Below are 24,215 nucleotides of genomic sequence, written 5' to 3' on the forward strand. Positions count from 1 at the left end.
GCCCGCCCACAGGAAGCCCGCCCTTGTCCGCGCCCCTCCCGCCTGCCCTCCTCCTCGCCGACGTCCATCTGAGACTGGGCAGCGGCGGTGCCGCCGTCGACGTGCTGCGCGGCCTCGACCTCGAGATCGCGACGGGCGAGCGCGTCGGCGTGGTCGGCGCGTCCGGATCGGGCAAGTCGACGGCGCTGATGGTCGCCTGCGGCCTCGAGCGCATCGACGGCGGCCGCGTCGCGGTCCAGGGCCGCGACCTCGCCGGCCTCGATCCCGACCGGCTGGCGATCCTGCGCGGCGAGACGATCGGCATCGTCTTCCAGTCGTTCCACCTCGTCTCCGACATGACGGCGATCGAGAACGTCGCGACGCCCCTGGAACTCGCCGGCCAGCCGAACGCCTTCGCCCGCGCCCGTGCCGAACTCGAGGCCGTCGGCCTCGGCGGGCGGCTCGACCACTACCCCGCCCAGCTCTCCGGCGGCGAGCAGCAGCGCGTCGCCATCGCCCGCGCCCTCGTCCACCGCCCACCGATCGTCGTCGCCGACGAACCGACCGGCAATCTCGACGAGACGACAGGCGCCGAGATCGCCGATCTGCTGTTTTCGCGCGTCCGCGAGATCGGCGCGGCGCTGATGCTGGTCACCCACGACGGTGACCTCGCCGCCCGCTGCGACCGCATCGTCCACGTCCGCGCCGGCCGCGTCGTCGACGCCGCCGCCCACGGCGCGCCGACAGGATCGCCGGCATGAACCGCGCCCGCCTCGCCGCCGCCGTCCGCATCGCCGGTCGCGAGATCGCCGGCACGCTGCGGCGTTCGCTGCGCGGCTTCGGCATCTTCGTCGCCTGCCTCGCCCTCGGCGTCGCCGCCATCACCGCGGTCGGCGCGCTCGGCCGCGCCTTCGAGGCGACGCTGGCGGCGCAGGGCGACGCCATCCTCGGCGGCGATCTCGCCGTCTCGGTCAACCATCGCCCCTTCGCCCCCGATCAGATCGCCTTCTTCGCCGCCCGCGGCCGCACCTCGGAAATCGCGACGCTGCGCGCCATGGCCCGCACGCCCGACGGCAATGAGACCGCGCTGGTCGAGGCCAAGGCGGTCGACGCCGCCTGGCCACTCGTCGGCCGGGCGACGCTCGCCGACGGCGCCGACGCCCGCCCGGTCGTCGCGGATCCCCCTCACGACGGCGTCTTCCCGGCGCTCGCCGAAGAGACGCTGCTCGCCCGCCTGAAGATCGCCGCCGGCGACGAGATCGCGCTCGGCGGCGCCCGCCTGCGCATCGCCGGCATCCTCGCCGAAGAGCCCGATCGCCTCGCCTCGGGCATCGGCTTCGGCCCGCGCCTGCTCCTGCCGCGCGCCGCCCTCGAGGCGAGCGGGTTGCTCGCCCCCGGCAGCCTCGTGCGCTGGCACCTGCGCGTCGCGCTCACCGACCCCGCCCGCCTCGCCGCGACGGTGGCCGACGCCGGCACCGCCTTCCCCGGCGCCGGCTGGGAGATCCGCACCCGGACGGACGCCGCCCCCGGCACCAAGGCGACGATCGAGCGCTTCGTCCAGTTCCTGACGCTGGTCGGCTTCACCACGCTGGTGATCGGCGGCATCGGCGTCGCCAATGCCGTCAGCGGTCATCTCGAGCGCCGCCGCCGCACCATCGCCGTCTGGCGCTCGCTCGGCGCGACCCGCGGCCAGATCTTCCTCGTCCACGGCATCGAGATCGGCGCCATCGCGGTGATCGGCGTCACGATCGGCCTGATCCTCGGCCTCGCAACACCCTTCTTTCTCGCCGGGCCGATCGGCAGCGCGCTGGGCGTGCCGCTGACCCCGGTCGCCGCCCCCGCCGACTGGCTGCTCGCCGCCGCCGAAGGCCTCCTCACCGCGGCGCTCTTCACCGTCGGCCCGCTCGCCCGCGCGGTCGAGACCCCGCCGGCCGTGCTCTTCCGCGACACGCTCGACGCCGGCCCCGGCCGCCGCCGCGCCGGCCTCGTCGCGACCGTCGTCGTCGGCCTCGCCCTCGTCGCCCTCGTCGTCGCGGCGGCCCCCGATCGACGCATCACCCTGCCCTATCTCGTCGTCCTCGCCGGTGCCCTCGTCGGCCTGCGACTGGTCGCCCGCGGCCTCGTCGCCCTGCTCGCCCGGCTCCCCCGGCCCGAGCGTTTCGAAGGGCGCGCCGCGATCTCCGCCATGGTGCGGCCGGGGGCGGCGACGGGCGCCATCCTCGCCTCGATCGGCCTCGGCGCGACGCTGATCGTCGCGCTGCTGGAGATCGAGAGCGGCCTCCTCAAGGCGGTCGAGACGACGATCCCCGGCGAGGCGCCGAGCTTCTTCTTCCTCGACGTGCCGGCCCGCGACGCCGACGCCTTCCGCACCTTCCTCGCCGACAGGGCCGTCGGCGCCCGGATCGAGGACGTGCCGATGCTGCGCGGCCGCATCACCGCGCTGAAGGGCGTGCCGGTCGAGAAGGTGACGATCGAGGAACGCATGCGCTTCGTGCTGGCCGGCGACCGCGGCATCACCTATTCGGCGGCCCCGCCGCCCCATTCGAGCATCGTCGCGGGCAAATGGTGGGACGAGACCCACGCCGGCCCGCCGCTCGTCTCGCTCGACGCCGACGCTGCCAGCGGCCTCGGCCTCGCCGTCGGCGACACCGTCACCGTCAACGTGCTCGGCCGCGAGATCGTGGCGACGATCGCCAACCTGCGCCGAATCGAATGGAACCGGCTGGCGATCAACTTCTTCATGGTCTTCTCGCCCGACGCCTTCCGCGGCGCGCCGGTGACGCGGCTCGCCACCGTCACCTGGCCCGGCGGCGGGCAGGCCGAGAAGGAGACCGCGCTGATGCGCGCCGTCGTCGACCGCTTCCCCGTGGTGACCGCCGTCCGGGTACGCGACGCACTCGCCCAGGTCGATGCGCTGGTGCGCCGCTCGGCCTCGGGCATCTCCGTCGTCGCCGGCTTCGCCGTGGTCGCCTCGGCGCTGGTGCTCGCCGGTTCGCTCGCCGCCCGTGGCGAGGCCCGCGTCCGCAACGCCGCGATCCTGGTGGCGCTGGGCGCCACCCGTCGCAGGCTCGTCGCGACGCTCGCCGTCGAACTGGCGCTGCTCGGGCTGATCGGCGGGCTCTTCGCCGGCCTCGTCGGAACGCTCGCCGCCCATCACGTCCTGACGCGGATCATGAAGCTGCCCTTCGCCCCCGATCCCGCGACGCTCGCGACCGTCCTCGTCGGCACGCTCGTCGTCACGGTGGGCCTCGGCCTCCTCGCCACGCGCACCGCGCTGGCCGCCCGGCCGGCCGACGTGCTGCGCGCAACTGCCTGACATGACGAAGAATTAATCCCGTTCACGGGATTTTTGGTCGCATGCGAACCGATTCGGGCGGATCTCGCCTTGCGGCCGTCACGAGCCGCACCCATATTCGATCACCGAGGCCCCTCTTCGTTCGAGGGGAGCCAACGAAAGGATGAATTCGATGTCGAACTTCGACAACGGCTACGCCCGCTTCGGTTCGACCGTGGCGCATGCAGACGCCCGGGAGATCGATCGCGGCCTGCGCGCCTACATGATCTCGATCTACAACTTCATGGCGATCGGTGTCGCCGTGACCGGCCTGATCGCGCTCGTCGTCTACAACATGGCCGTGACCACCGTCGGCGCTCCCGATGCGGTCGCCGCCGTTCGCGGCGGCTTCGCGCTGACCGAGTTCGGCCGCCTGATGTTCGTCAGCCCGCTGAAGTGGGTGGTGGCGCTGGCGCCGATCGGCCTCGTGTTCCTGCTCGGCTTCCGCATCAACCGCATGCAGCCGACCACGGCTCAGGGCGTGTTCTTCCTCTACGCCGCCCTCGTGGGCGCGTCGCTGGCGACGATCTTCCTCGTCTACACGCACAACTCGATCGCCCAGGTGTTCTTCATCTCGGCCGCGGCCTTCGGTGGTCTGTCGCTCTACGGCTACACCACCCAGCGCTCGCTGTCGGGCATGGGCTCGTTCCTGATGATGGGCCTGATCGGCATCATCATCGCCGGTCTGGTGAACATCTTCCTGGCCTCGTCGGCCCTGCAGTTCGCCATCTCGGTGGTGGGCGTCCTGGTCTTCGCCGGCCTGACCGCCTACGACACCCAGAAGCTCAAGGAAGAGTACGTCTTCGGCCTGTCCGGCGCGGACGAGGCGACCGTCGGTCGCTCCGCGGTGATGGGCGCGCTGACCCTCTACCTCGACTTCATCAACCTCTTCATGATGCTGCTGCAGCTCTTCGGTCAGCGCAACAGCGACTGATCGGGCGAAACGCTCGGAAGAGACGAGATGCGGGGCGGCCTTCGGGCCGCCCTTTTCGTTCGGCGCCGAGACGACGAAGGGCGGAACGTCGCCGCTCCGCCCTTCGAAAGTTCCGCGAGGACCGCGTCCGATCACATGTGGACCGGGCGTCGTCCGTTCCGCCGCTCAGTTGTGCGCGGCGAGGGTGTAGCCGTAGCTGCCCGCCGAGTAGCTCAGCACCAGGGTGCTGTTGGCGTTGAAGAGGTTGTCGAGCGTCCCCGGCCCGCCGCGGGCCAGACAGACGTAGCTCTGCGAGACGTCGGAGCCGTTGGAGCTCTCCTCGACCTGCAGCGAGTTCAGATAGGGGTTCTGGTCGTTGCCGTAGGTCACCAGGACCGACTGATGCGCCGGGATCGAAGCCGACACCGGCGGCAGGCTGCCGTTGTGCGGATCCGCACCCATGCGACCACGCAGCACCACCGAGATGGGGCCGCCGGAATTGTTGGTGATCGTCTTGGTTCCGGACATGCGCTTCCTCCTTGTACATCGTTATTCCAGCAATTGCTGGTTTTGAATAGTCTCACCCTCGCACCCGGGAGTCGATGGCAAAATCGCGTGAAAAGTGCTTCATAATTCTGTCACCCGCAAAGATTGCCGAACCGTCCATCCCCCGCCCCGCGAGCCCCCCGAAACGAAAAAGAGCGCCCGAAGGCGCTCTCGTCTCGTCGTCGACACCGAGTCGGGTCGATCACATGTGGATCGGACGCTTGTCGACGGCCAGCGCCGCCTCCTTGATCGCTTCCGACATGGTCGGATGGGCGTGGCAGGTACGGGCGAGATCCTCGGCCGAACCGCCGAACTCCATCAGCACCGCCGCCTCGTGGATCATCTCGCCGGCACCGGCGCCGATGATGTGGACGCCGAGGACGCGATCGGTCGCCTTGTCGGCGAGGACCTTCACGAAGCCCTCCGACTTGCGCATCGCCTTGGCGCGGCCGTTCGCCGAGAAGGGGAACTTGCCGACCGAATAGGCGATGCCCGCGGCCTTGAGGTCTTCCTCGGTCTTGCCGACGCAGGCGAACTCGGGCTGGGTGTAGACCACGCCCGGGATCACGTCGTAGTTCACGTGGCCGTGCTGGCCGGCGATGATCTCGGCCACCGCGACGCCCTCGTCCTCGGCCTTGTGGGCGAGCATCGGGCCGCGGATGACGTCGCCGATGGCATAGATGCCCTGGACCGCCGTCTGGAAGTGGTCGTTGACCTCGATCCGGCCGCGCGCGTCCTTGGGCACGCCGACCGCCTCGAGGCCGAGACCGTCGGTGAAGGGCACGCGGCCGATCGCCACCAGCACCACATCGGCTTCGAGCACCTTGGCCTCGCCGCCGGCCGCCGGCTCGATCGTGACCTTGGCACCCTTGGCGCCCTTCTCGACGCCCGTCACCTTCATACCGAGTTCGAAGGCCATGCCCTGCTTGCCGAGCATGCGCTGGAACTGCTTGGAGCTGTCGAGATCGAGGCCCGGCAGGATGCGGTCGAGATATTCGACGACGGTGACCGCCGAGCCGAGGCGGCGCCACACCGAGCCGAGCTCGAGGCCGATGACGCCGGCGCCGACCACGATCAGCTTGCCCGGAACCTTGTCGAGTTCGAGCGCGCCGGTCGAGGAGACCACCACCTTCTCGTCGATCTCGATGCCCGGCAGACGGGCGACGTCCGAGCCGGTGGCGACGACGATGTTGCGCGTCTCGACCACCTGGTTGGTGCCGTCCTCGGCGAGCACGCCGACATTGCCCTTCGAGACGATCGAACCGATGCCGGTGAAGACGTCGATCTTGTTCTTCTTGAACAGGAACTGGATGCCGCCGACGTTGCCGTCGATGACGTCCTGCTTGTGCTTCATCATCGTCGTGAGGTTCAGCTTCGGCTTCGGCACCTCGATGCCGAGATGGGCGAACTCGTGACCGGCCTCCTCGAAGAGCTCGGAGGCATGCAGCAGCGCCTTCGACGGAATGCAGCCGATGTTGAGGCAGGTGCCGCCGTGCGTCTTGCGCTTCTCGACGACCGCCACCTTCATGCCGAGCTGGGCGGCACGAATGGCGCAGACGTAACCGCCCGGGCCGGTGCCGATGACGACGAGATCGTATACTTGAGCCATTGCCTGATCCCCGTTTGATCGCATGGGATGAAAAATCACCGCCCGCCCGAGACGTCGAGAAGGCAGCCGGTGGTGTAGGAGGCCCCCGGCGACAGGAGCCAGAGGACCGCCGAGGCGATCTCCTCCGGCCGGCCGGGGCGTTTCATCGGAATGTGTCCCGCCATGGCGCGCGCCCGATCGGGCTGGCCGCCGGAGGCGTGGATCTCGGTCTCGACGATGCCGGGACGAACCGCGACGACGCGGATGCCCTCGTCGGCGACCTCGTGGGCGAGGCCGAGGGTGAAGGTGTCGACCGCGGCCTTGGCGGCGGCATAGTCGACGTACTGACCGGCCGACCCGAGGCGCGCGGCGATCGAGGAGATGTTGACGATCACGCCGCCGGCGCCGCCGTGGCGCGTCGACAGGCGGCGGACCGCCTCGCGCGCCACCAGCATGGTGCCGAAGACGTTGATGCGGAACATCCGCTCGATGCGGGCGGCGGACATGTCCTCGACCCGGGTGGCGACGTCGACGACGCCGGCATTGTTGACGACCGCGGCGAGGCGGCCGCCGATCCGCGCGGCGAAGGCCTCTATCGCCGCAAAGAGGGCGAGGACGTCGGCCTCGGAGGCGACGTCGGCCCGCACGGCGATCGCGGTGCCGCCGGCGGCGATGATCTCGGCGACGGTCTCTTCCGCCGCGGCGAGATTGCCGACGTGGTTCACCACCACGGCGGCACCGGTCGCGGCGACGCTCACGGAGATCGCGCGCCCGATGCCACGGCTGCCGCCGGTGACCAAGACGATGTCGCGGGTGTCTGCCATGATGCTCCGCCGCCTTTCCCAAGCTGCGCGAGAACGCGGGCCGCCGAACAGCGAACCGCGGCGAGAACGGCTCGCCGCGGTCGTGAGGATCGATCCTGCCGGATCAGATGTCCATCACCAGACGCTGCGGATCCTCGATCAGTTCCTTGATGCGGACGAGGAAGGTGACCGCCTCCTTGCCGTCGATGACGCGGTGATCGTAGGAGAGCGCCATGTACATCATCGGACGGATGACGATCTGGCCGTTCTTGACCACCGGCCGCTCCTCGATGCGGTGCAGGCCGAGGATGCCCGACTGCGGCGCGTTGAGGATCGGGGTCGACATCAGCGAGCCGTAGACGCCGCCGTTGGAGATGGTGAAGGTGCCGCCCTGCATCTCCTCTATCTTCAGCTGGCCGTCGCGGGCGCGGCGACCGAAGTCGGCGATGGTCTTCTCGACACCGGCGATCGACAGCTTGTCGGCGTCGCGCACCACCGGAACCACCAGACCCTTGTCGGAGCCCACCGCCACGGCGATGTTGTAGTAGTTCTTGTAGACGAGATCCTGACCGTCGATCTCGGCGTTGACCGCCGGGATGTCCTTCAGCGCGGCGACCGCGGCCTTGACGAAGAGGCCCATGAAGCCGAGACGCGCGCCGTGCTTCTTCTCGAAGATGTCCTTGTACTGGGTGCGCAGGGCCATCGCCGCGCTCATGTCGACGTCGTTGAACGTCGTCAGCATGGCGGCGGTGTTCTGCGCCTCCTTGAGGCGGCGGGCGATGGTCTGGCGCAGCTTGGTCATGCGCACGCGCTCTTCGCGGGCGGCATCTTCCGGCACCGAGGCCGGGCGCGGCGCGGCGACGACCGGGGCCGCGGCAGGCGCCGCCGCCTTGGCTGCGCCGGTGGCGACCGCGGCGAGGACGTCGCCCTTCAGCACCTGACCGCGCTTGCCGGAACCGGCATCGACGGCGACGCCGGTGTCGGCCATCAGCTTGGCTGCGGCCGGCGACGGCGGCATGGTGGTGGAGGACGCGGTCGGCGCAGCGGCCGGCGCCGCAGCCGGGGCCGGAGCGGCCGCGGCGGCGGGAGCCACCGAGGCGACGCCGCCTTCGGCCAGCGTGCCGAGCAGCGCGCCGACGCCGACGGTGTCGCCGTCCTTGGCGACGATCGCCTCGAGCACGCCGTTGCCCGGCGAGGGCACTTCCACCGTCACCTTGTCGGTTTCGAGCTCGACCAGCGGCTCGTCGGCCTTCACCGCCTCGCCCGGCTTCTTGAACCACTTCGCGATGGTCGCCTCGGTGACGGATTCGCCGAGCGTCGGAACCTTGATCTCGATCGCCATGATCGTCGTCTCTTCGTTTTGATCGTTTTCAGGATCGTCCCGACCGGTCGGCGTCTGCGCCGACCGGGGGGCTCGGATGTCGTCACGCCTTGAAGCAGTCTTCCAGGAACGCCTCGAGCTGCGCCTTGTGGCGCGAGGCCAGACCCGTCGCGGTGGCCGCCGAGGCCGGGCGACCGGCGTAGCGGGCCCGCTTGGAAGCCCCGCCGACCTGGGTCAGCACCCACTCGAGATAGGGTTCGATGAAGGACCAGGCGCCCATGTTCTTCGGCTCTTCCTGGCACCACACCACTTCCGCGCCCTTGAAGCGCGACAGCAGGCGGACCAGGGACTTCACCGGCGTCGGGAAGATCTGCTCGACGCGCATCAGATAGACGTCGTCGATGCCGCGCCGTTCGCGTTCCTCGAGCAGGTCGAAGTAGACCTTGCCGGTGCACAGCACGACGCGACGGATCTTGTCGTCGCCGACCAGCTTCGTCGTCGTCGGTTCCTTGCCGGATTCCGCCGAGTCGATGAGGATGCGGTGGAAGCGCGAGTTCTCGGCCAGCAGATCCAGCGTCGACACCGCGCGCTTGTGGCGCAGCAGCGACTTCGGCGTCATCAGGATGAGCGGCTTGCGGAAGTCGCGCATCAGCTGGCGGCGCAGGATGTGGAAGTAGTTCGCCGGCGTCGTGCAGTTGGCGACCTGCATGTTGTCTTCCGCGCACATCTGCAGATAGCGCTCGAGACGGGCGGAGGAGTGCTCCGGACCCTGCCCCTCGTAGCCGTGCGGCAGCAGGCAGACGAGGCCCGACATGCGCAGCCACTTGCGCTCACCCGACGAGATGAACTGGTCGAACACCACCTGGGCGCCGTTGGCGAAGTCGCCGAACTGGCCTTCCCACAGCGTCAGCGTGTTCGGCTCGGCCAGCGAATAGCCGTACTCGAAGCCGAGCACCGCCTCTTCCGAGAGCATCGAGTTGATGACCTCGTACTTGGCCTGCCCTTCCGCGAGGTTGTTCAGCGGGATGTAGCGGGCCTCGGTCTCCTGGTCGTAGAGCACCGTGTGGCGCTGCGAGAACGTGCCACGCTCGCAGTCCTGACCCGACAGACGGATGCCGAAGCCCTGCTTGGCCAACGTGCCGAAGGCCAGCGCTTCCGCCGTCGCCCAGTCGATGCCCTCGCCGGTCTCGATCGCCTTGCGGCGGTTGTCGAGGAAGCGGAGGATCGTCTTGTGGACGTTGAAGCCGGCCGGCACCTCGCAGAGCTTGGCACCGATGTCCTTGAGATCGGCCATCGGCGCGCCGGTCGCGCCGGAACGATCCGAATCGTCGTGGATGCCGACGGCCTTGAGGCCAGCCCAGCGACCGTCGAGCCAGTCGGCCTTGTTCGGCTTGAACGACTGGCCGGCCTCGAACTCGCCGTTGAGGTGCTTGCGGAACTCCGCCTGCCAGTCGTCGACCTCGGCCCGCGTGACCACGCCCTCGCCGACCAGCTTCTCGGCATAGATCGACAGCGTCGAGGGATGGTTGCGGATCTTCCGATACATGATCGGCTGGGTGAAGCTCGGCTCGTCGCCTTCGTTGTGACCGAAGCGGCGGTAGCAGAACATGTCGATCACGACCGGCTTGTGGAACCGCTGCCGGAACTCGATCGCCACCTTGGCGGCGAAGGTCACCGCTTCCGGATCGTCGCCGTTGCAGTGCAGGATCGGCGCCTCGATCATCTTGGCGACGTCCGACGGATAGGGCGACGAGCGCGAGAAGCGCGGATAGGTCGTGAAGCCGATCTGGTTGTTGATGATGACGTGGATCGAGCCGGCGGTCTTGTGGCCCTTGAGGCCGGAGAGACCGAAGCACTCGGCCACGACGCCCTGACCGGCGAAGGCCGCGTCGCCGTGGAGGAGCAGCGGCAGAACCTGGCTGCGTTCGTCGAGCGGGATGATCTCCGCCGTCGGATCCTTGGCGAGCTGGTCCTGCTTGGCGCGGGCCTTGCCGAGCACCACCGGATTGACGATCTCGAGGTGCGACGGGTTGGCGGTCAGCGACAGGTGGACGCGATTGCCGTCGAACTCGCGGTCGGACGAGGCACCGAGGTGGTACTTCACGTCGCCCGAACCCTCGACCTCGTCGGGGGCGAAGGAGCCGCCCTTGAACTCGTGGAACAGCGCCCGGTGCGGCTTGCCCATCACCTGGGTCAGCACGTTGAGGCGACCGCGGTGGGCCATGCCGACCACGATTTCCTTCACGCCGAGATTACCGCCGCGCTTGATGATCTGCTCGAGCGCCGGGATCAGCGCCTCGCCGCCGTCGAGACCGAAGCGCTTGGTGCCGGTGTACTTGACGTCGAGAAACTTCTCGAAGCCCTCGGCCTCGACCAGCTTCTTGAGGATGGCGCGCTTGCCTTCGCGGGTGAAGGCGATGTGCTTGTCCGGCCCCTCGATGCGCTCCTGGATCCAGGCCTTCTCGTGGGCGTCGGAAATGTGCATGAACTCGACGCCGAGCGTCGAGCAGTAGGTGCGGCGCAGGATCTCGACCATCTCGCGCACGGTCGCGAATTCGAGGCCGAGCACGTGGTCGATGAAGATCTTGCGATCCATGTCGGCTTCGGTGAAGCCCCAGGACGCCGGATGCAGCTCCTCGTGATCCTTGTCGGCCGCGATGTCGAGCGGGTCGAGACGGGCATGCAGATGGCCGCGCATGCGATAGGCGCGGATCATCATGATGGCGCGGACCGAGTCGCGCGCCGCCGCCTGCAGCTGGTCCTGGGTGATGGCGACACCCTTGGCGTCGGCCTTGCCCTTGACCTTGTCCTTGAGCGTCTTCTCGAGCCAGGCCCAGTCGCCGTCGAGCGTCGAGACCATCTCGCCGGAGGCCGGGATCGGCCAGTTCGACCGTTTCCAGGCCGGGCCCTTGGCGCTCTTCAGCACGCCCGACTTGTCGTCGGCGAGTTCGGCGAAGAAGGCTCGCCAGCTCGCGTCGACCGACGCCGGGTTCTCCTCGTACCGGGCATGCAATTCCTCGATCCAGGCGGCATTGCCACCGTAGAGGAAGGAAGTCAGCTGGCTCTCGTCACGTTCCATGGTGCGTCCCGAAACCTCGCGGCTCCGCCTCGATGTCGTTTCCGGAGGACCCCCGCCGCAGCGTGGATCCCGCCATCCGCCGGCGTCGCCGCCGATCCATCGAATCGATTGACGTACACGTCGTGCACGCTCGATCCGCATCTCGTCTTCCCGCCCCCGCGGTGGGGGCGACACGCCGTCTCGCCGGCGCCGGCGGCGGGTTGCGGATCGGATCCGCATCCCGCGAGAACGACGAGGGGAGCCCTGGGCTCCCCTCGTATTCGATCACTTCTCGAAGGCCTTGATGGCCTCCAGAAGGGTCTCGCCGAGGCGCGCCGGCGACGGCGACACGTTGATGCCCGCCTTGGACATCGCCGCCATCTTCGACTTGGCGTCGCCCTTGCCGCCCGACACGATCGCGCCGGCGTGGCCCATGCGACGGCCCGGAGGGGCCGAGACGCCGGCGATGAAGCCGGCCATCGGCTTCTTGATCGGATGCGCGGCGATGAACTCCGCCGCCTCTTCCTCGGCCGAACCGCCGATCTCGCCGATCATGATGATCGACTGGGTCTCAGGGTCGTTCAGGAACATGTCGAGCATGTCGATGAACTCGGTGCCCTTGACCGGGTCGCCGCCGATGCCGACCGCCGTCGTCTGGCCGAGGCCGACGTCCGAGGTCTGCTTGACCGCTTCATAGGTCAGGGTGCCGGAGCGCGACAGGATGCCGACGGAGCCACGCTTGAAGATGTGACCCGGCATGATGCCGATCTTGCACTCGTTCGGCGTGAGCACGCCCGGGCAGTTCGGCCCGATCAGGCGCGACTTGGAGCCCTTGAGCGCCTTGCCGACCTTGACCATGTCCATCACCGGGATGCCCTCGGTGATGCAGACGATGAGCGGGATCTCCGCGTCGATCGCCTCGAGGATCGCGTCGGCCGCGAAGGGCGGCGGGACGTAGATCGCGGAGGCATCGGCGCCGGTGGCGGCCTTGGCCTGCCACACGGTGTCGTAGATCGGCAGGCCGAGGTGGATCTGACCACCCTTGCCCGGCGTCACGCCGCCGACCATCTTGGTGCCGTAGGCGATGGCCTGTTCGGAGTGGAAGGTCCCCTGCGCGCCGGTGAAGCCCTGGCAGATGACCTTGGTGTCCTTGCTGACGAGAATCGACATCTGATCAAGCTCCCCGAACGGCCTTGACGATCTTCTGAGCGGCGTCGTCCAGGTTGTCGGCCGGGATGACGTTGAGGCCGGACTCGCGGACGATCTGCTTGCCCAGTTCTTCGTTGGTGCCGGTCAGACGCACCACCAGCGGAACCTGCAGGCCGACGGCCTTCACCGCCGCCAGCACGCCGCGCGCGATGATGTCGCACTTCATGATGCCGCCGAAGATGTTGACCAGGATGCCCTTCACGTTCGGATCGGACGTGATGATCTTGAACGCGGCCGTCACCTTCTCTTCGCTGGCACCACCGCCGACGTCGAGGAAGTTGGCCGGGCTCTCGCCGTAGAGCTGGATGATGTCGAGGGTGGCCATGGCCAGACCCGCGCCGTTGACCATGCAGCCGATGGTGCCGTCGAGCGCGATGTAGGCGAGGTCGAACTTGGAAGCCTCGATCTCCTTGGCGTCCTCCTCGGTCTCGTCGCGCAGGGCGACGATCTCGGGATGACGGAAGAGAGCGTTGCTGTCGAAGTTGACCTTGGCGTCGAGGACGCGCAGATCGCCTTCCTTGGTGACGATCAGCGGGTTGATCTCGAGCATCGCCATGTCCTTGTCGACGAAGGCGCGATAGAGATCGGCGATCAGCTTCACCGCCTGCTTGATCTGGGCACCCTGGAGGCCCAGCGCATAGGCGATGTTGCGGCCGACGTAGGGCTGGAAGCCCGCGGCCGGATCGACGTGGAAGGTGTGGATCTTCTCCGGCGTGTCGTGGGCGACCGCCTCGATGTCCATGCCGCCCTCGGTCGAGACGACGAAGCCGACGGAACCCGTGGCGCGGTCGATCAGGGCCGAGAGATAGAGCTCGCGCTCGATGTCGGAACCGTCCTCGATGTAGAGGCGGTTGACCTGCTTGCCGGCCGGGCCGGTCTGCACGGTGACGAGCGTGTTGCCGAGCATCTCCTTGGCGAAGGCCTCCACCTCCGCGACGGACTTGGCGAGACGCACACCACCCTTGGCGTCGGCCGGCAGTTCCTTGAACTTGCCCTTGCCGCGGCCACCCGCGTGGATCTGCGACTTCACGACCCAGAGCGGGCCTCCGAGCTCCTCCGCCGCCTTCGCGGCCTCGGCCGGGGTGAACGCGGGGATACCGCGCGACACCGGCGCACCGTATTCGCGAAGGATCGCCTTCGCCTGGTATTCGTGGATGTTCATCGCCTCGTCTCGCCTCGAAGAATTCGATTGAGAAACTGTCGGAATCGGCAGTCGACCGACATGCGGCGCGTCGATCACGCACCCCATCGAGCCGTCCGCGACGACGATACGAGGTCACCCCCCGCTCGCGGGTCCTCCACCCGCGAGAAGACGGAGCCGGCTTGTCTTCCGGCTCCGCGCATCGATCGACCGATTCCGCTGGGCGCCCCGGGGATCGGGACGCCCGAAGGAATTCCGTTCAGGACGCTCAGGCGAGCGCCGGCTGAATCTGCTTGCAGGCGTCCACGAGGCCGGTCACCGAGGCGACGGACTTCTTGAACTGCTCCGCTTCGGTGGCGTCGAACTCCACCTGAACGATCTTCTCGACGCCGCCGGCGCCGATCAGCGCCGGAACGCCGACATACATGTCCTTGAGGCCGTACTCGCCGTTGAGCGAAGCGGCCACCGGCAGGATGCGCTTCTGGTCCTTGAGATAGGACTCGGCCATCGCGATCGCCGAAGCGGCCGGGGCGTAGAAGGCGGAACCGGTCTTGAGCAGGCCGACGATCTCGGCGCCGCCCTTGCGGGTGCGGTCGACGATCGCGTCGAGCTTCTCCTGGGTGAGCCAGCCCATCTTGACGATTTCCGGCAGCGGCACGCCGCCGATGGTCGAGTAGCGCACCAGCGGGACCATGTCGTCGCCGTGGCCGCCCAGCGTCATCGCATGGACGTCCTTGACGGAGACGCCGGTCGCCTCGGCGAGGAAGTAACGGAAGCGGGCCGAGTCGAGCACGCCGGCCATGCCGACCACCTTGTTCGCCGGCAGACCGGAGAACTTCTGCAGCGCCCACACCATCGCGTCGAGCGGGTTGGTGATGCAGATGACGAAGGCGTTCGGGGCGAATTCCTTGATGCCGGCGCCGACCTTCTCCATGACGGAGAGGTTGATGCCCAAGAGGTCGTCGCGGCTCATGCCCGGCTTGCGCGGCACACCGGCGGTCACGATGATGACGTCGGCACCGGCGATCGCCTCGTAGGACGACGCGCCCGAGAAGCCCGCATCGAAGCCGTCGACCGGCGAGGACTCGGCGATGTCGAGCGCCTTGCCCTGCGGAACGCCGTCGACGATGTCGAACAGGACGATGTCGCCGAGCTCCTTGAGGCCCGCCAGATGAGCGAGCGTGCCGCCGATTTGACCCGCGCCGATGAGGGCGATCTTTTTCCGCGCCATTTCAGAGGTTTCCCTTTTCGTCAATCGGAAGTCGGTGCGACATCCTGTCGTGCGGTTCGATACTCTGTTCCGGGAAGGGGTGCAAGTCGGCCGAAGGTTTACCACCCTCCGCAAGACGACTGAAAAAGCGGCAATTTCATTGCAATTTGCAAGAGGTTTCAGGTTGGCTCGGAACCGTCGTCCGAGCCCTCGTCGTCCTCCCGCAGGACCCCTCCGTTGACCCCCAGATGGGGGCTCGCCGCATATTCTTCCGAACGCATCTCGGTGAGCCGCGAGACGGTGCGGGCGAACTCGAACGTCTCCGTTCCTTCCACCCCTGTCCACAGCGCTTCCGGTTCGGCTTCCGCCGACACGACCACCTTGACCCGGCAGTCGTAGAGCGCGTCGACGAGGTTGATCAGCCGTTTGGCCGCATTGCGGCGATCGGCGGTCAACACCGGAACACGCTCGATCATCACCGTGTGATAACGCCGCGCCACCTGGAGATAGTCGGCGGCGGCGAGCGGCCGGTCGCAGAGGTCGAGGAAGTCGAAGCGCGCGAACGGCCCGCAGGCCCGCGGCACCCGGATCTCGCGGCCGCGGAAGGGGATCGCCTCCGGCGCGCTCGGCCGATGGTCGATCAGGCGGAACCACGCCTCTTCCATCGCCAGATCCGTCGCCGGACCGAGCGGCGTGGTCCATACCGCGTCGGCGTCGGTCTTCTCCAGCCGATAGTCGGTCGCCGCCGCCAGCCGCTCGACGTCGACGTGGGACTGCAGCAGGCCGATGAAGGGCAGGAACAGCGCTCGGTTGAGCCCGTCGCGATAGAGATCCTGCGGCGCGACGTTGGAGGTGGCGACGACCACCACGCCGGCCTCGAACAGCTTCTCGAACAGGCGCCCGAGGATCATCGCGTCGGCGATGTCGTAGACGGCGAACTCGTCGAAGCACAGGAGCCGCGTCTCCTCGGCGATCTGGGCGGCGACGGGAGCGATCGGATCGTCGCCCTTGATGCGGCCGGCGAGAATGTCACCGCGCGCCCGGTGAATGCGGTCCTGCACGTCGGCCATGAAGGCGTGGAAGTGCGCGCGCCGCTTCTTGTGGACGTGGCTGACCTCGTAGAAGAGGTCCATCAGCATGGTCTTGCCGCGACCGACGTCGCCGTGGACGTAGAGCCCGCGGATCGTCTCGCGCTTGGGCGCCTTGCGCTGGAACAGCCAACCGAGCGACGAGCCCTTGACCGCCAGATCGGAGGTGGCGATCTCCTTCTCCAGCCGGTCGAGCCGTTTGGTCAGCCGCACCTGGGCGGGATCGGAGGAAATGGCGCCGGAGGCGACCAGCGCCTCGTAGCGGCCGGAGACGGTGTGCATCCTGTCTTCGGAATGCGGCATGTCGGGACGATCGCTCCGCTCGTGGGCGAGGGAGAGATGCCCGCTCGGCCCGGTTCGTCTCCGGTAGCCCGGCGACGGAGCCGCTGTCAAAGCAAGGGTGACCTGCGCGACGCACGACCTTCGTCGCGGGCCGCCCGCTCGATCGACGTCCGTTCAGGCAGGGATGTCCGCACGACGGCCCAGCCGCCGGACGTTGGCGCGCAGCCGCGACCGCGCCGGTTCGACCGCCGCCCGTGCCACGTCGATCGCCGCATCGAGCGGCGTCTCGCTGCCACCCAGCACCCGCCCGAAGGCCAGCCCACTCTCCAGCATCGCCGCCACGGCCCCTTCGGCCGCCGCGTCGATCTTCTCGGCCACCATCCGCGCCGGCTCGCCGGTCGGCATCGCCTCCGGATCGACCAGAGCCCCGAGCGCCGCGTCGGTGCGCAACGCGATCACCATCGGCGAGAGGCTGGCGATCTCGGTGCAGGCCTTGCCGAGGGCGACCAGATGGTCGAACGTGCTGAAGACGGGGTGTTCGGTCATGGGCATCCTCGTGGCGCCACCGAGGATCGGCAGCGCCGCCGGCTTCGCGGCGATCATCCATTGTAGACGCCAGCACCGTCGCCGCAAGCAATTATGTTGCGGTGCAGCATTTCGTTCGGAAACCGACCGCAGGCTGCAGGAGCGGAGGCCCGCCCTGCGCCCTGCGCTCTTGGCGAAAGGGGCGCGATCCGCTATGCGTCGGCCGCATGTCCTCATCGCCGCCGGCGAGATCGGCGAACCCTTCGCCGGGGACGACAAACGAGGGAGCGACGCGCGAACCATGGCCGAAGTGCTCTCCCCCGCGGCCGTCGAGGCCGCAGAGGCCCGCATCCGCCCCCATGTGAGGCACACCCCCGGCATGATCGTCGAAGGCGCCGCCTTCGGCCTCGCCGACCGGGTCCATCTGAAGCTCGAGCTGTTCCAGCACACCGGGTCGTTCAAGGCGCGTGGCGCCTTCAACAATCTCCTCGCCCGACCGGTGCCGAAGATCGGCGTGACCGCGGCCTCGGGCGGCAACCACGGCGCCGCCGTGGCCTATGCCGCCGCCTGCCTCGGCCATCGCGCCCGCATCTTCGTGCCGACCGTGTCGAGCCCGGTGAAGATCGACCGCATCCGCGCCTACGGCGCCGAGGTGGTCGTCGCCGGCGATCGCTATGCCGACGCCGCCCTCCTCTCCGAGGCCTGGGCCAAAGAGAGCGGCGCCCTCGTCGTCCACCCCTACGACAGCCCCTACACCATCGCCGGCCAGGGCACCGTCGGCCTGGAGTGGGAAGAGGACGCGGTCGACGGCCTCGACACCGTGCTGGTGGCGGCCGGCGGCGGCGGTCTCGTCTCCGGCGTCGCGCTGTGGTTCCACGGCCGCACTCGGGTGATCGCCGTCGAGCCGCAGGGCTCGCGCGCCCTCCACGCCGCCCGCGAGGCCGGCCGCCCGGTCGACGTCGAGACCGAATCCGTCGCCGTCGACAGCCTCGGCGCCAAGCGCGTCGGCGAGCTGGTCCACGCCATCGCCGAGGATTTCGTCGACGACGTGCTGCTCGTTCCCGACAGCGCCATCGTCGAGGCCCAGGCGCGCCTGTGGTCGAGCCTGCGCATCGCCGCGGAGCCGGGTGGCGCCACGGCACTGGCCGCGCTGCTGGCACGGCGCTACATGCCGCGTGCCGGGGAACGCGTCGGCGTGCTGGTGTGCGGCGGCAACGTCGACCTCACCGCGCTCGCCGCCCTCGCCGGCTGAGACCTTCGCCCCGAAGAGGCGCCGCCCGCCCGAACGCGCGGTGCCGACAAAGGAGCCACGCATGCTGCCCAGACGCCTTCTCGACGGTTACGCCTCGTTCCGCAACGGCCGCTTCCAGGCCGAGAACGAGCGCTACCGCCGCCTCGCCGAGACCGGACAGAACCCCGGCGTGCTGATCGTCGCCTGCTGCGACAGCCGTGCCGCGCCGGAGCTGATCTTCGACGCCTCGCCCGGCGAGATCTTCGTGGTGCGCAACGTCGCCAATCTGGTGCCGCCCTACGCCCCCGACGACGACTACCACGGCACTTCCGCCGCGCTCGAGTTCGCGGTGATGGCGCTGAAGGTCAAGGACGTCGTCGTCATGGGCCACGGCCGCTGCGGCGGCATCAAGGCGGCGCTCGCCTCCGACGATGCCGAACCGCTGTCGCCCGGCAACTTCATCGGCAAGTGGATCTCGCTGCTGGAGAAGCCCAAGGCGGAATGCCTCTGCCATGCCGACGACACCGAGGAGGAGCGGATCAACCGCCTCGAGCACATGTCGATCGTCAATTCGCTGGCGAACCTGCGCACCTTCCCCTGCATCCGCCTGTTGGAGCGCAAGGGCGAGATCTGCCTGCACGGCGCCTGGTTCGACATCGCGCTCGGCGAGCTGCACGTCTACGACGAGTTCGCCGAGGTCTGGAACCGGCTCGAGACGCCCGACATCGCCGCCTGAGCCGGGCCGACCGGCGGAAATCCGACCGTTTGCCGGCATTTCCCGGCAGGCGGTCGTTGATGCCGGTCGCCGGACTTGCTAGAGGGTGGCCCCGCGCGGGCCACCGCTCACCCCTTTTTCAGCCCCTCCCGAGGAACCGAACCCATGGCCTCCTTCAATCTCTTCCTTCTGCCCGGCGACGGCATCGGCACCGAAATCATGGTCGAGGTGGAGAAGGTCGTCTCCTGGTTCGAGAAGCGCGGCGTCGCCACGTTCGAGCGCGAGCGCGGCCTCGTCGGCGGCTCCGCCTACGACGCCCACGGCAAGGCGATCTCCGACAGCGACATGGCGCTGGCCCAGGCCTCCGACGCCGTCATCTTCGGCGCCGTCGGCGGTCCGAAGTGGGCCGACGTTCCCTACGACGTCCGCCCGGAAGCCGGCCTGCTGCGTCTGCGCAAGGACCTCGGCCTCTTCGCCAACCTGCGCCCGGCGATCTGCTACCCGGCGCTGGCCGACGCCTCCGCGCTGAAGCGCGAGCTGGTCGAGGGCCTCGACATCCTCATCGTCCGCGAGCTCACCGGCGGCGTCTACTTCGGCGAGCCGAAGGAGATCGTGACGCTGGAGAACGGCGAGAAGCGCGCCGTCGACACCCAAGTCTACACCACCCACGAGATCGACCGTATCGCCCGCGTCGCCTTCGACCTCGCCCGCACCCGTGGCAAGAAGGTCCACTCGGCCGAGAAGCACAACGTCATGAAGTCGGGCGTGCTGTGGAAGCAGGTGGCGACCGCCGTCGGCAAGGACTATCCCGACGTCGCCCTCGAGCACATCCTCGCCGACAACTGCGCCATGCAGCTCGTCCGTCGCCCCAAGCAGTTCGACGTCATCCTCTGCGACAACCTCTTCGGCGACATCCTCTCCGACGTCGCCTCGATGCTGACCGGCTCGCTCGGCATGCTGCCCTCGGCCTCGCTGGGCAGCCCCGATCCGAAGACCGGCCGCGCCAAGTCGATGTACGAGCCCGTCCACGGCTCGGCCCCGGACATCGCCGGCAAGGGTCTCGCCAACCCGATCGCCATGATCGGCTCCTTCGCCATGGCGCTGCGCTACACGCTCGGCCTCGGTGAGGCGGCCGACCTGCTCGACGGCGCGATCGCCGACGTGCTCGCCTCCGGCACCCGTACCGCCGACATCGCCAAGCCGGGCGAGAACACCGTCTCGACCACCGAGATGGGCGAAGCCGTCATCAAGGCGCTCGACGCCCGCGCGAAGTGATCGAATGGAAGTCGGGGGCGAATCCGCCCCCGACTTGCCGCATGTCGCCATCTGCAATCATCGGCATGAGATGGGTGACCCATGACGGACTCCGAGAGCGAGACCTCACTGCGGATTGCCTCGTCAGAAAATCCCGGTTGTTCACTGAGCTTCGTGCGTCGGAGCGGAACACCCGGCGGCGTTGATTTCGATGTCGAGTACGTCGGCACGGCTTTCTCCGGAGCCGTCCGTTGTTCGACCTGTTTTTCAGGCAGTCCGGCACGTCTCTTCACCGAAGTCGCCCGAGACTGGCGTGGCTGGTCGGGCGAAAAGATTTGGGGCGACGTCGATGGCGCCCTGACGCTGAGCGCGACGTGCGGCAGTCTCGGACACATCGGGCTGAGCGTTCGAATGCGAGACCCGTCCGGCGACCAACTCGAAGGCAAGTTGACTCTCGAGGCTGGCAGGCTCGACCACTGGGCTCGGAAAATGGCGCAACTCCTGCCAGACTGACATCGCTTCGCACCATCGGCCGGGCCATTGCGCCGACAGATTTTCGAAATCGCATAGCGCCGCTCCTGCCCGAGAAGTGGGCACAGCCTGCCCCCAATCGCACCTTGCGCCGCGTTGCACACGGTTTAGGCTGACCCAGACGTCCGGTCGCCGCCCCTTTGCCGAGAGAGCCACGCCTTGGCCATTCAAGTCGCCCTGCACCACCTCACCGCCTATGCCTACGATCGCCCGGTCCAGCTCGGGCCGCAGATCATCCGGTTGAGGCCGGCGCCCCACTGCAAGACGAAGGTGACGAGCTATTCGCTCCGCATCACGCCGGAGAACCACTTCGTCAACTGGCAGCAGGACCCGCACGGCAACTGGCTCGCCCGCTTCGTCTTCCCCGAGACGACACGCGAGTTCCGCATCGAGGTCGACCTGCTCACCGAGATGGCGGTGTTCAACCCCTTCGACTTCTTCCTCGAGGAATATGCCGAGACCTTCCCGTTCGCCTACAAGCCCGAGCTGGCGGAGGAGCTGAAGCCCTATCTCGTCGCCGAGAAGACCGGCGAGCGCTTCGAGACCTATCTCGAGGCGGTGCGCGAGGAAGACGTCCGCACGGTGGACTATCTCGTCCGCCTCAATCAGCGCCTCAGCCAGGACATCCGCTACGTCATCCGCATGGAACCGGGCGTGCAGGAGCCCGACGAGACGCTGGAACTCGGCTCCGGCTCGTGCCGCGACACCGCCTGGCTGCTGGTCCAGATCGCCCGCCGCATGGGTCTCGCCGCCCGCTTCGTCTCCGGCTACCTGATCCAGCTGAAGCCCGACGTGAAGGCGCTCGACGGCCCGTCCGGCACCGACCACGACTTCACCGATCTCCACGCCTGGTGCGAGGTCTATCTGCCCGGCGCCGGCTGGATCGGCCTCGACCCGACCTCCGGCCTCTTCGCCGGCGAAGGACACCTGCCGCTCTGCGGCACGCCGCACTATCGCTCGGCAGCGCCGATCACCGGTCTGGTCGATCCGGCCGAGGTGCAGTTCGAATTCGACATGCACATCGACCGCATCGCCGAGAAGCCGCGCGTCACCGCACCCTTCTCCGACGAGGCCTGGGACGCCCTCGACGCGCTCGGCACCCGCGTCGACGAGGATCTCGCCCGCCACGACGTCCGCCTGACCATGGGCGGCGAGCCGACCTTCGTGTCGATCGACGACTATCAGTCGGCCGAGTGGAACACCGCCGCCGTCGGCCCGACCAAGCGCGTCAAGGCCGACGAGTTGATCCGCCGCCTGCGCGAGGGCTTCGCCCCCGGCGGCTTCCTCCACTACGGCCAGGGCAAGTGGTATCCGGGCGAGAGCCTGCCGCGCTGGGCCTTCGCCCTCTACTGGCGCAAGGACGGCAAGCCGATCTGGCGCGATCCGACGCTGATCGCCTCCGAAGGCGAGACCCATGCCGCGACGGCCGAACATTCGAAGCTGATCGCCGACGGCGTCGCCGAGCGGCTCGACATCGGCGGCGACTACGTCATCCCCGCCTTCGAGGACCCCGCCCACTGGCTGGTCCAGGAGGCGCAGCTGCCGGTCAATCTCGACCCGTCGAACTCCAAGCTCGAGAACGCCGAGGACCGCCACCGCATCGCCCGCGTCTTCGACCACGGCCTGACCAAACCGACCGGCCACGTCCTCCCCGTCCAGCGCTGGCAGAGCCGCGCCGGTCAGGGCTGGTACTCCGAGAAGTGGCGGCTGCGTCGCGAGAAACTGTTCCTGATCCCCGGCGACAGCCCGGTCGGCTATCGCCTGCCGATCGCCTCGCTGCCGTGGATCCCGCCGTCGTCCTATCCTTACGTGATGGAGCTCGACCCCTTCGTCGAGCGTCCCGACCTGCCGGACCCGGACGAGCTGGCGCAGGTCTATCGCCGCACCGGCCCGGCGCAACGCGTCACCCAGCGCTTCGTCGAGGAGATCGGCGCCGATCAGGTGCGCACCGCTCTGTCGATCGAGCCGCGCGACGGCATCCTCCACGTCTTCATGCCGCCGGTCTCGACGCTGGACGACTATCTGGAGCTCCTCGCCGCGGTCGAGGCCTCCGCCGAGGCCCACCGCCTGCCGGTCCACATCGAGGGCTATCCGCCGCCGTGGGACCCGCGGCTCGAGGTGATCAAGGTCACGCCCGACCCCGGCGTCATCGAGGTCAACGTCCAGCCCGCCGGCTCCTGGGCCGAATGCGTCGACATCACCACCCGCCTCTACGAGGAGGCGCGGCTGTCGCGGCTCGGCACCGAGAAGTTCATGGTCGACGGCCGCCACACCGGCACCGGCGGCGGCAACCACGTCGTGGTCGGCGCCCGTTGGCCGGGCGACAGTCCCTTCCTGCGCCGCCCCGACCTGTTGAAGAGCCTGGTGCTCTACTGGCAGCGCCACCCCTCACTCAGCTACCTCTTCTCGGGCCTCTTCATCGGCCCGACGAGCCAGGCGCCGCGCATCGACGAGGCCCGCCACGACGGGCTCTACGAACTCGAGATCGCGCTCGCCAACGTGCCGGCCCCGGGCGAGGGCTACGCGCCGCCGCCGTGGCTGGTCGACCGGCTCTTCCGCAATCTCCTCGTCGACGTCTCGGGCAATACCCATCGCACCGAGATCTGCATCGACAAGCTCTATTCGCCCGACGGGCCGACCGGCCGGCTCGGCCTCGTCGAGTTCCGCTGCTTCGAGATGCCGCCGGACGCGCGCATGTCGCTCGCCCAGCAGCTCCTGTTGCGCGCGATGATCGCCTGGCTGTGGCGCGAGCCGCAGCAGGGCGAGTTCTCGCGCTTCGGCACCGCGCTGCACGACCGCTACATGCTGCCCCACTTCGTGTGGGAGGACTTCCTCGGCGTGCTCGACGACCTCGGCCGCGCCGGCTACGCCTTCGATCCGCTGTGGTTCAAGGCGCAGTTCGAGTTCCGCTTCCCCTATTACGGCACGGTGGAGCACGGCGGCGTGAAGCTCGAGATCCGTCAGGCGCTCGAGCCCTGGCACGTCACCGGCGAGGAGGGCGCGGTCGGCGGCACGGTGCGTTATGTCGACAGCTCGGTCGAACGCCTGCAGGTCCGTGTCGAGGGCTTCGACCCCAAGCGCCACGTCGTCACCGCCAACGGCCGTCCCGTGCCGCTCGCCTCGACCGGCACCTCCGGCGAGGCCGTGGCGGGCGTGCGCTACAAGGCGTGGCAGCCGGCCTCGGGTTTCCACCCGACCATCCCGACCCACCCGCCGATCACCTTCGACATCCTCGACCGGTGGACGGGGCGGTCGCTCGGCGGCTGCGTCTATCACGTCGCCCATCCCGGCGGGCGCAACTACGACACCTTCCCGGTCAACTCCTACGAGGCCGAGGCGCGTCGTCTGGCGCGTTTCGTCGACCACGGCCACACGCCGGGTTTCATCACCGTTCCCCCGTCCGAGCGGACGAGCGAATACCCCTTGACTCTCGACCTGCGTCGCCCCCCCTCTCGGACCTGAGGAAGGCGACGCGGACACGCGCCCG

At 68.7% G+C, this 24,215-nt stretch carries 18 protein-coding genes; 8 read left to right on the top strand and 10 right to left on the bottom strand.

What is annotated here, in order from left to right; genetic code table 11:
• Window positions 1-23 precede the first annotated feature (23 nt).
• The 3 genes from ACT53U_RS13960 (at window position 24) to ACT53U_RS13970 (ending at window position 4,247) form a co-directional block, all read left to right on the top strand.
• The gene (locus ACT53U_RS13960; RefSeq protein WP_476156018.1) at window positions 24-740 is read left to right on the top strand and encodes an ABC transporter ATP-binding protein; all 717 of its coding nucleotides are present in this window, start codon (window positions 24-26) and stop codon (window positions 738-740) included.
• Window positions 737-3,295: an ABC transporter permease gene (locus ACT53U_RS13965; protein ID WP_476156020.1), complete on the top strand. Its 2,559-nt coding sequence runs from the start codon at window positions 737-739 to the stop codon at window positions 3,293-3,295. The genes ACT53U_RS13960 and ACT53U_RS13965 overlap by 4 nt, the downstream gene beginning before the upstream one ends.
• A 151-nt stretch (window positions 3,296-3,446) precedes the next feature.
• Window positions 3,447-4,247 (top strand): Bax inhibitor-1/YccA family protein, encoded by an 801-nt coding sequence (locus ACT53U_RS13970; RefSeq protein WP_476156022.1) that lies wholly within the window; start codon window positions 3,447-3,449, stop codon window positions 4,245-4,247.
• 165 nt (window positions 4,248-4,412) lie between these two features.
• Here ACT53U_RS13970 and ACT53U_RS13975 read toward each other — a convergent pair whose 3' ends face one another.
• The 10 genes from ACT53U_RS13975 to ACT53U_RS14020 form a co-directional block, all read right to left on the bottom strand.
• Window positions 4,413-4,754 carry a hypothetical protein gene (locus tag ACT53U_RS13975; RefSeq protein ID WP_476156024.1) on the bottom strand — a complete coding sequence of 114 codons (342 nt, stop codon included), beginning with the start codon at window positions 4,752-4,754 and terminating at the stop codon, window positions 4,413-4,415.
• A 220-nt stretch (window positions 4,755-4,974) separates the two neighbouring features.
• Entirely contained in the window at window positions 4,975-6,381 is a 1,407-nt protein-coding gene (lpdA, locus tag ACT53U_RS13980) for a dihydrolipoyl dehydrogenase (RefSeq protein WP_476156026.1), read from the bottom strand.
• Between the two features lie 35 nt (window positions 6,382-6,416).
• A complete protein-coding gene (locus tag ACT53U_RS13985) occupies window positions 6,417-7,184 on the bottom strand; it encodes an SDR family oxidoreductase (protein ID WP_476156028.1) in 768 nt (255 codons plus the stop codon).
• A 103-nt stretch (window positions 7,185-7,287) separates the two neighbouring features.
• Window positions 7,288-8,505: a 2-oxoglutarate dehydrogenase complex dihydrolipoyllysine-residue succinyltransferase gene (odhB, locus tag ACT53U_RS13990; RefSeq protein ID WP_476156030.1), complete on the bottom strand. Its 1,218-nt coding sequence runs from the start codon at window positions 8,503-8,505 to the stop codon at window positions 7,288-7,290.
• Window positions 8,506-8,587: 82 nt separating this feature from the next.
• Complete coding sequence (locus ACT53U_RS13995; RefSeq protein WP_476156032.1) at window positions 8,588-11,563, bottom strand: 2-oxoglutarate dehydrogenase E1 component; 2,976 nt, start codon at window positions 11,561-11,563, stop codon at window positions 8,588-8,590.
• A 264-nt stretch (window positions 11,564-11,827) separates the two neighbouring features.
• Window positions 11,828-12,712 (bottom strand): succinate--CoA ligase subunit alpha, encoded by an 885-nt coding sequence (sucD, locus tag ACT53U_RS14000; RefSeq protein ID WP_476156034.1) that lies wholly within the window; start codon window positions 12,710-12,712, stop codon window positions 11,828-11,830.
• Between the two features lie 4 nt (window positions 12,713-12,716).
• The gene (gene sucC / locus ACT53U_RS14005; protein WP_476156036.1) at window positions 12,717-13,913 is read right to left on the bottom strand and encodes an ADP-forming succinate--CoA ligase subunit beta; all 1,197 of its coding nucleotides are present in this window, start codon (window positions 13,911-13,913) and stop codon (window positions 12,717-12,719) included.
• Window positions 13,914-14,160: 247 nt separating this feature from the next.
• Window positions 14,161-15,123: a malate dehydrogenase gene (gene mdh, locus ACT53U_RS14010; protein WP_476156037.1), complete on the bottom strand. Its 963-nt coding sequence runs from the start codon at window positions 15,121-15,123 to the stop codon at window positions 14,161-14,163.
• Window positions 15,124-15,281: 158 nt separating this feature from the next.
• Window positions 15,282-16,472: a cell division protein ZapE gene (gene zapE / locus ACT53U_RS14015; protein WP_476156038.1), complete on the bottom strand. Its 1,191-nt coding sequence runs from the start codon at window positions 16,470-16,472 to the stop codon at window positions 15,282-15,284.
• A gap of 174 nt (window positions 16,473-16,646) precedes the next feature.
• Window positions 16,647-17,018 carry a hypothetical protein gene (locus ACT53U_RS14020; RefSeq protein ID WP_476156039.1) on the bottom strand — a complete coding sequence of 124 codons (372 nt, stop codon included), beginning with the start codon at window positions 17,016-17,018 and terminating at the stop codon, window positions 16,647-16,649.
• Window positions 17,019-17,298: 280 nt separating this feature from the next.
• On the opposite strand from ACT53U_RS14020, the gene ACT53U_RS14025 reads away from it, so the two are divergent.
• The 5 genes from ACT53U_RS14025 to ACT53U_RS14045 all read left to right on the top strand — a co-directional run bounded on the left by ACT53U_RS14025 (window position 17,299) and on the right by ACT53U_RS14045 (window position 24,190).
• Entirely contained in the window at window positions 17,299-18,249 is a 951-nt protein-coding gene (locus ACT53U_RS14025; protein WP_476156041.1) for a threonine/serine dehydratase, read from the top strand.
• 61 nt (window positions 18,250-18,310) lie between these two features.
• On the top strand, window positions 18,311-18,964 hold the full coding sequence (locus ACT53U_RS14030) for a carbonic anhydrase (protein ID WP_476156043.1): 654 nt from the start codon (window positions 18,311-18,313) through the stop codon (window positions 18,962-18,964).
• A 144-nt stretch (window positions 18,965-19,108) separates the two neighbouring features.
• Entirely contained in the window at window positions 19,109-20,218 is a 1,110-nt protein-coding gene (gene leuB, locus ACT53U_RS14035; RefSeq protein WP_476156045.1) for a 3-isopropylmalate dehydrogenase, read from the top strand.
• Between the two features lie 81 nt (window positions 20,219-20,299).
• Window positions 20,300-20,710 (top strand): DUF6228 family protein, encoded by a 411-nt coding sequence (locus ACT53U_RS14040; protein WP_476156046.1) that lies wholly within the window; start codon window positions 20,300-20,302, stop codon window positions 20,708-20,710.
• A 177-nt stretch (window positions 20,711-20,887) separates the two neighbouring features.
• The gene (locus tag ACT53U_RS14045; protein ID WP_476156048.1) at window positions 20,888-24,190 is read left to right on the top strand and encodes a transglutaminase family protein; all 3,303 of its coding nucleotides are present in this window, start codon (window positions 20,888-20,890) and stop codon (window positions 24,188-24,190) included.
• Window positions 24,191-24,215: the final 25 nt, after the last annotated feature.

The sequence above is a fragment of the Pinisolibacter sp. DMC19 genome, from assembly GCF_056313985.1.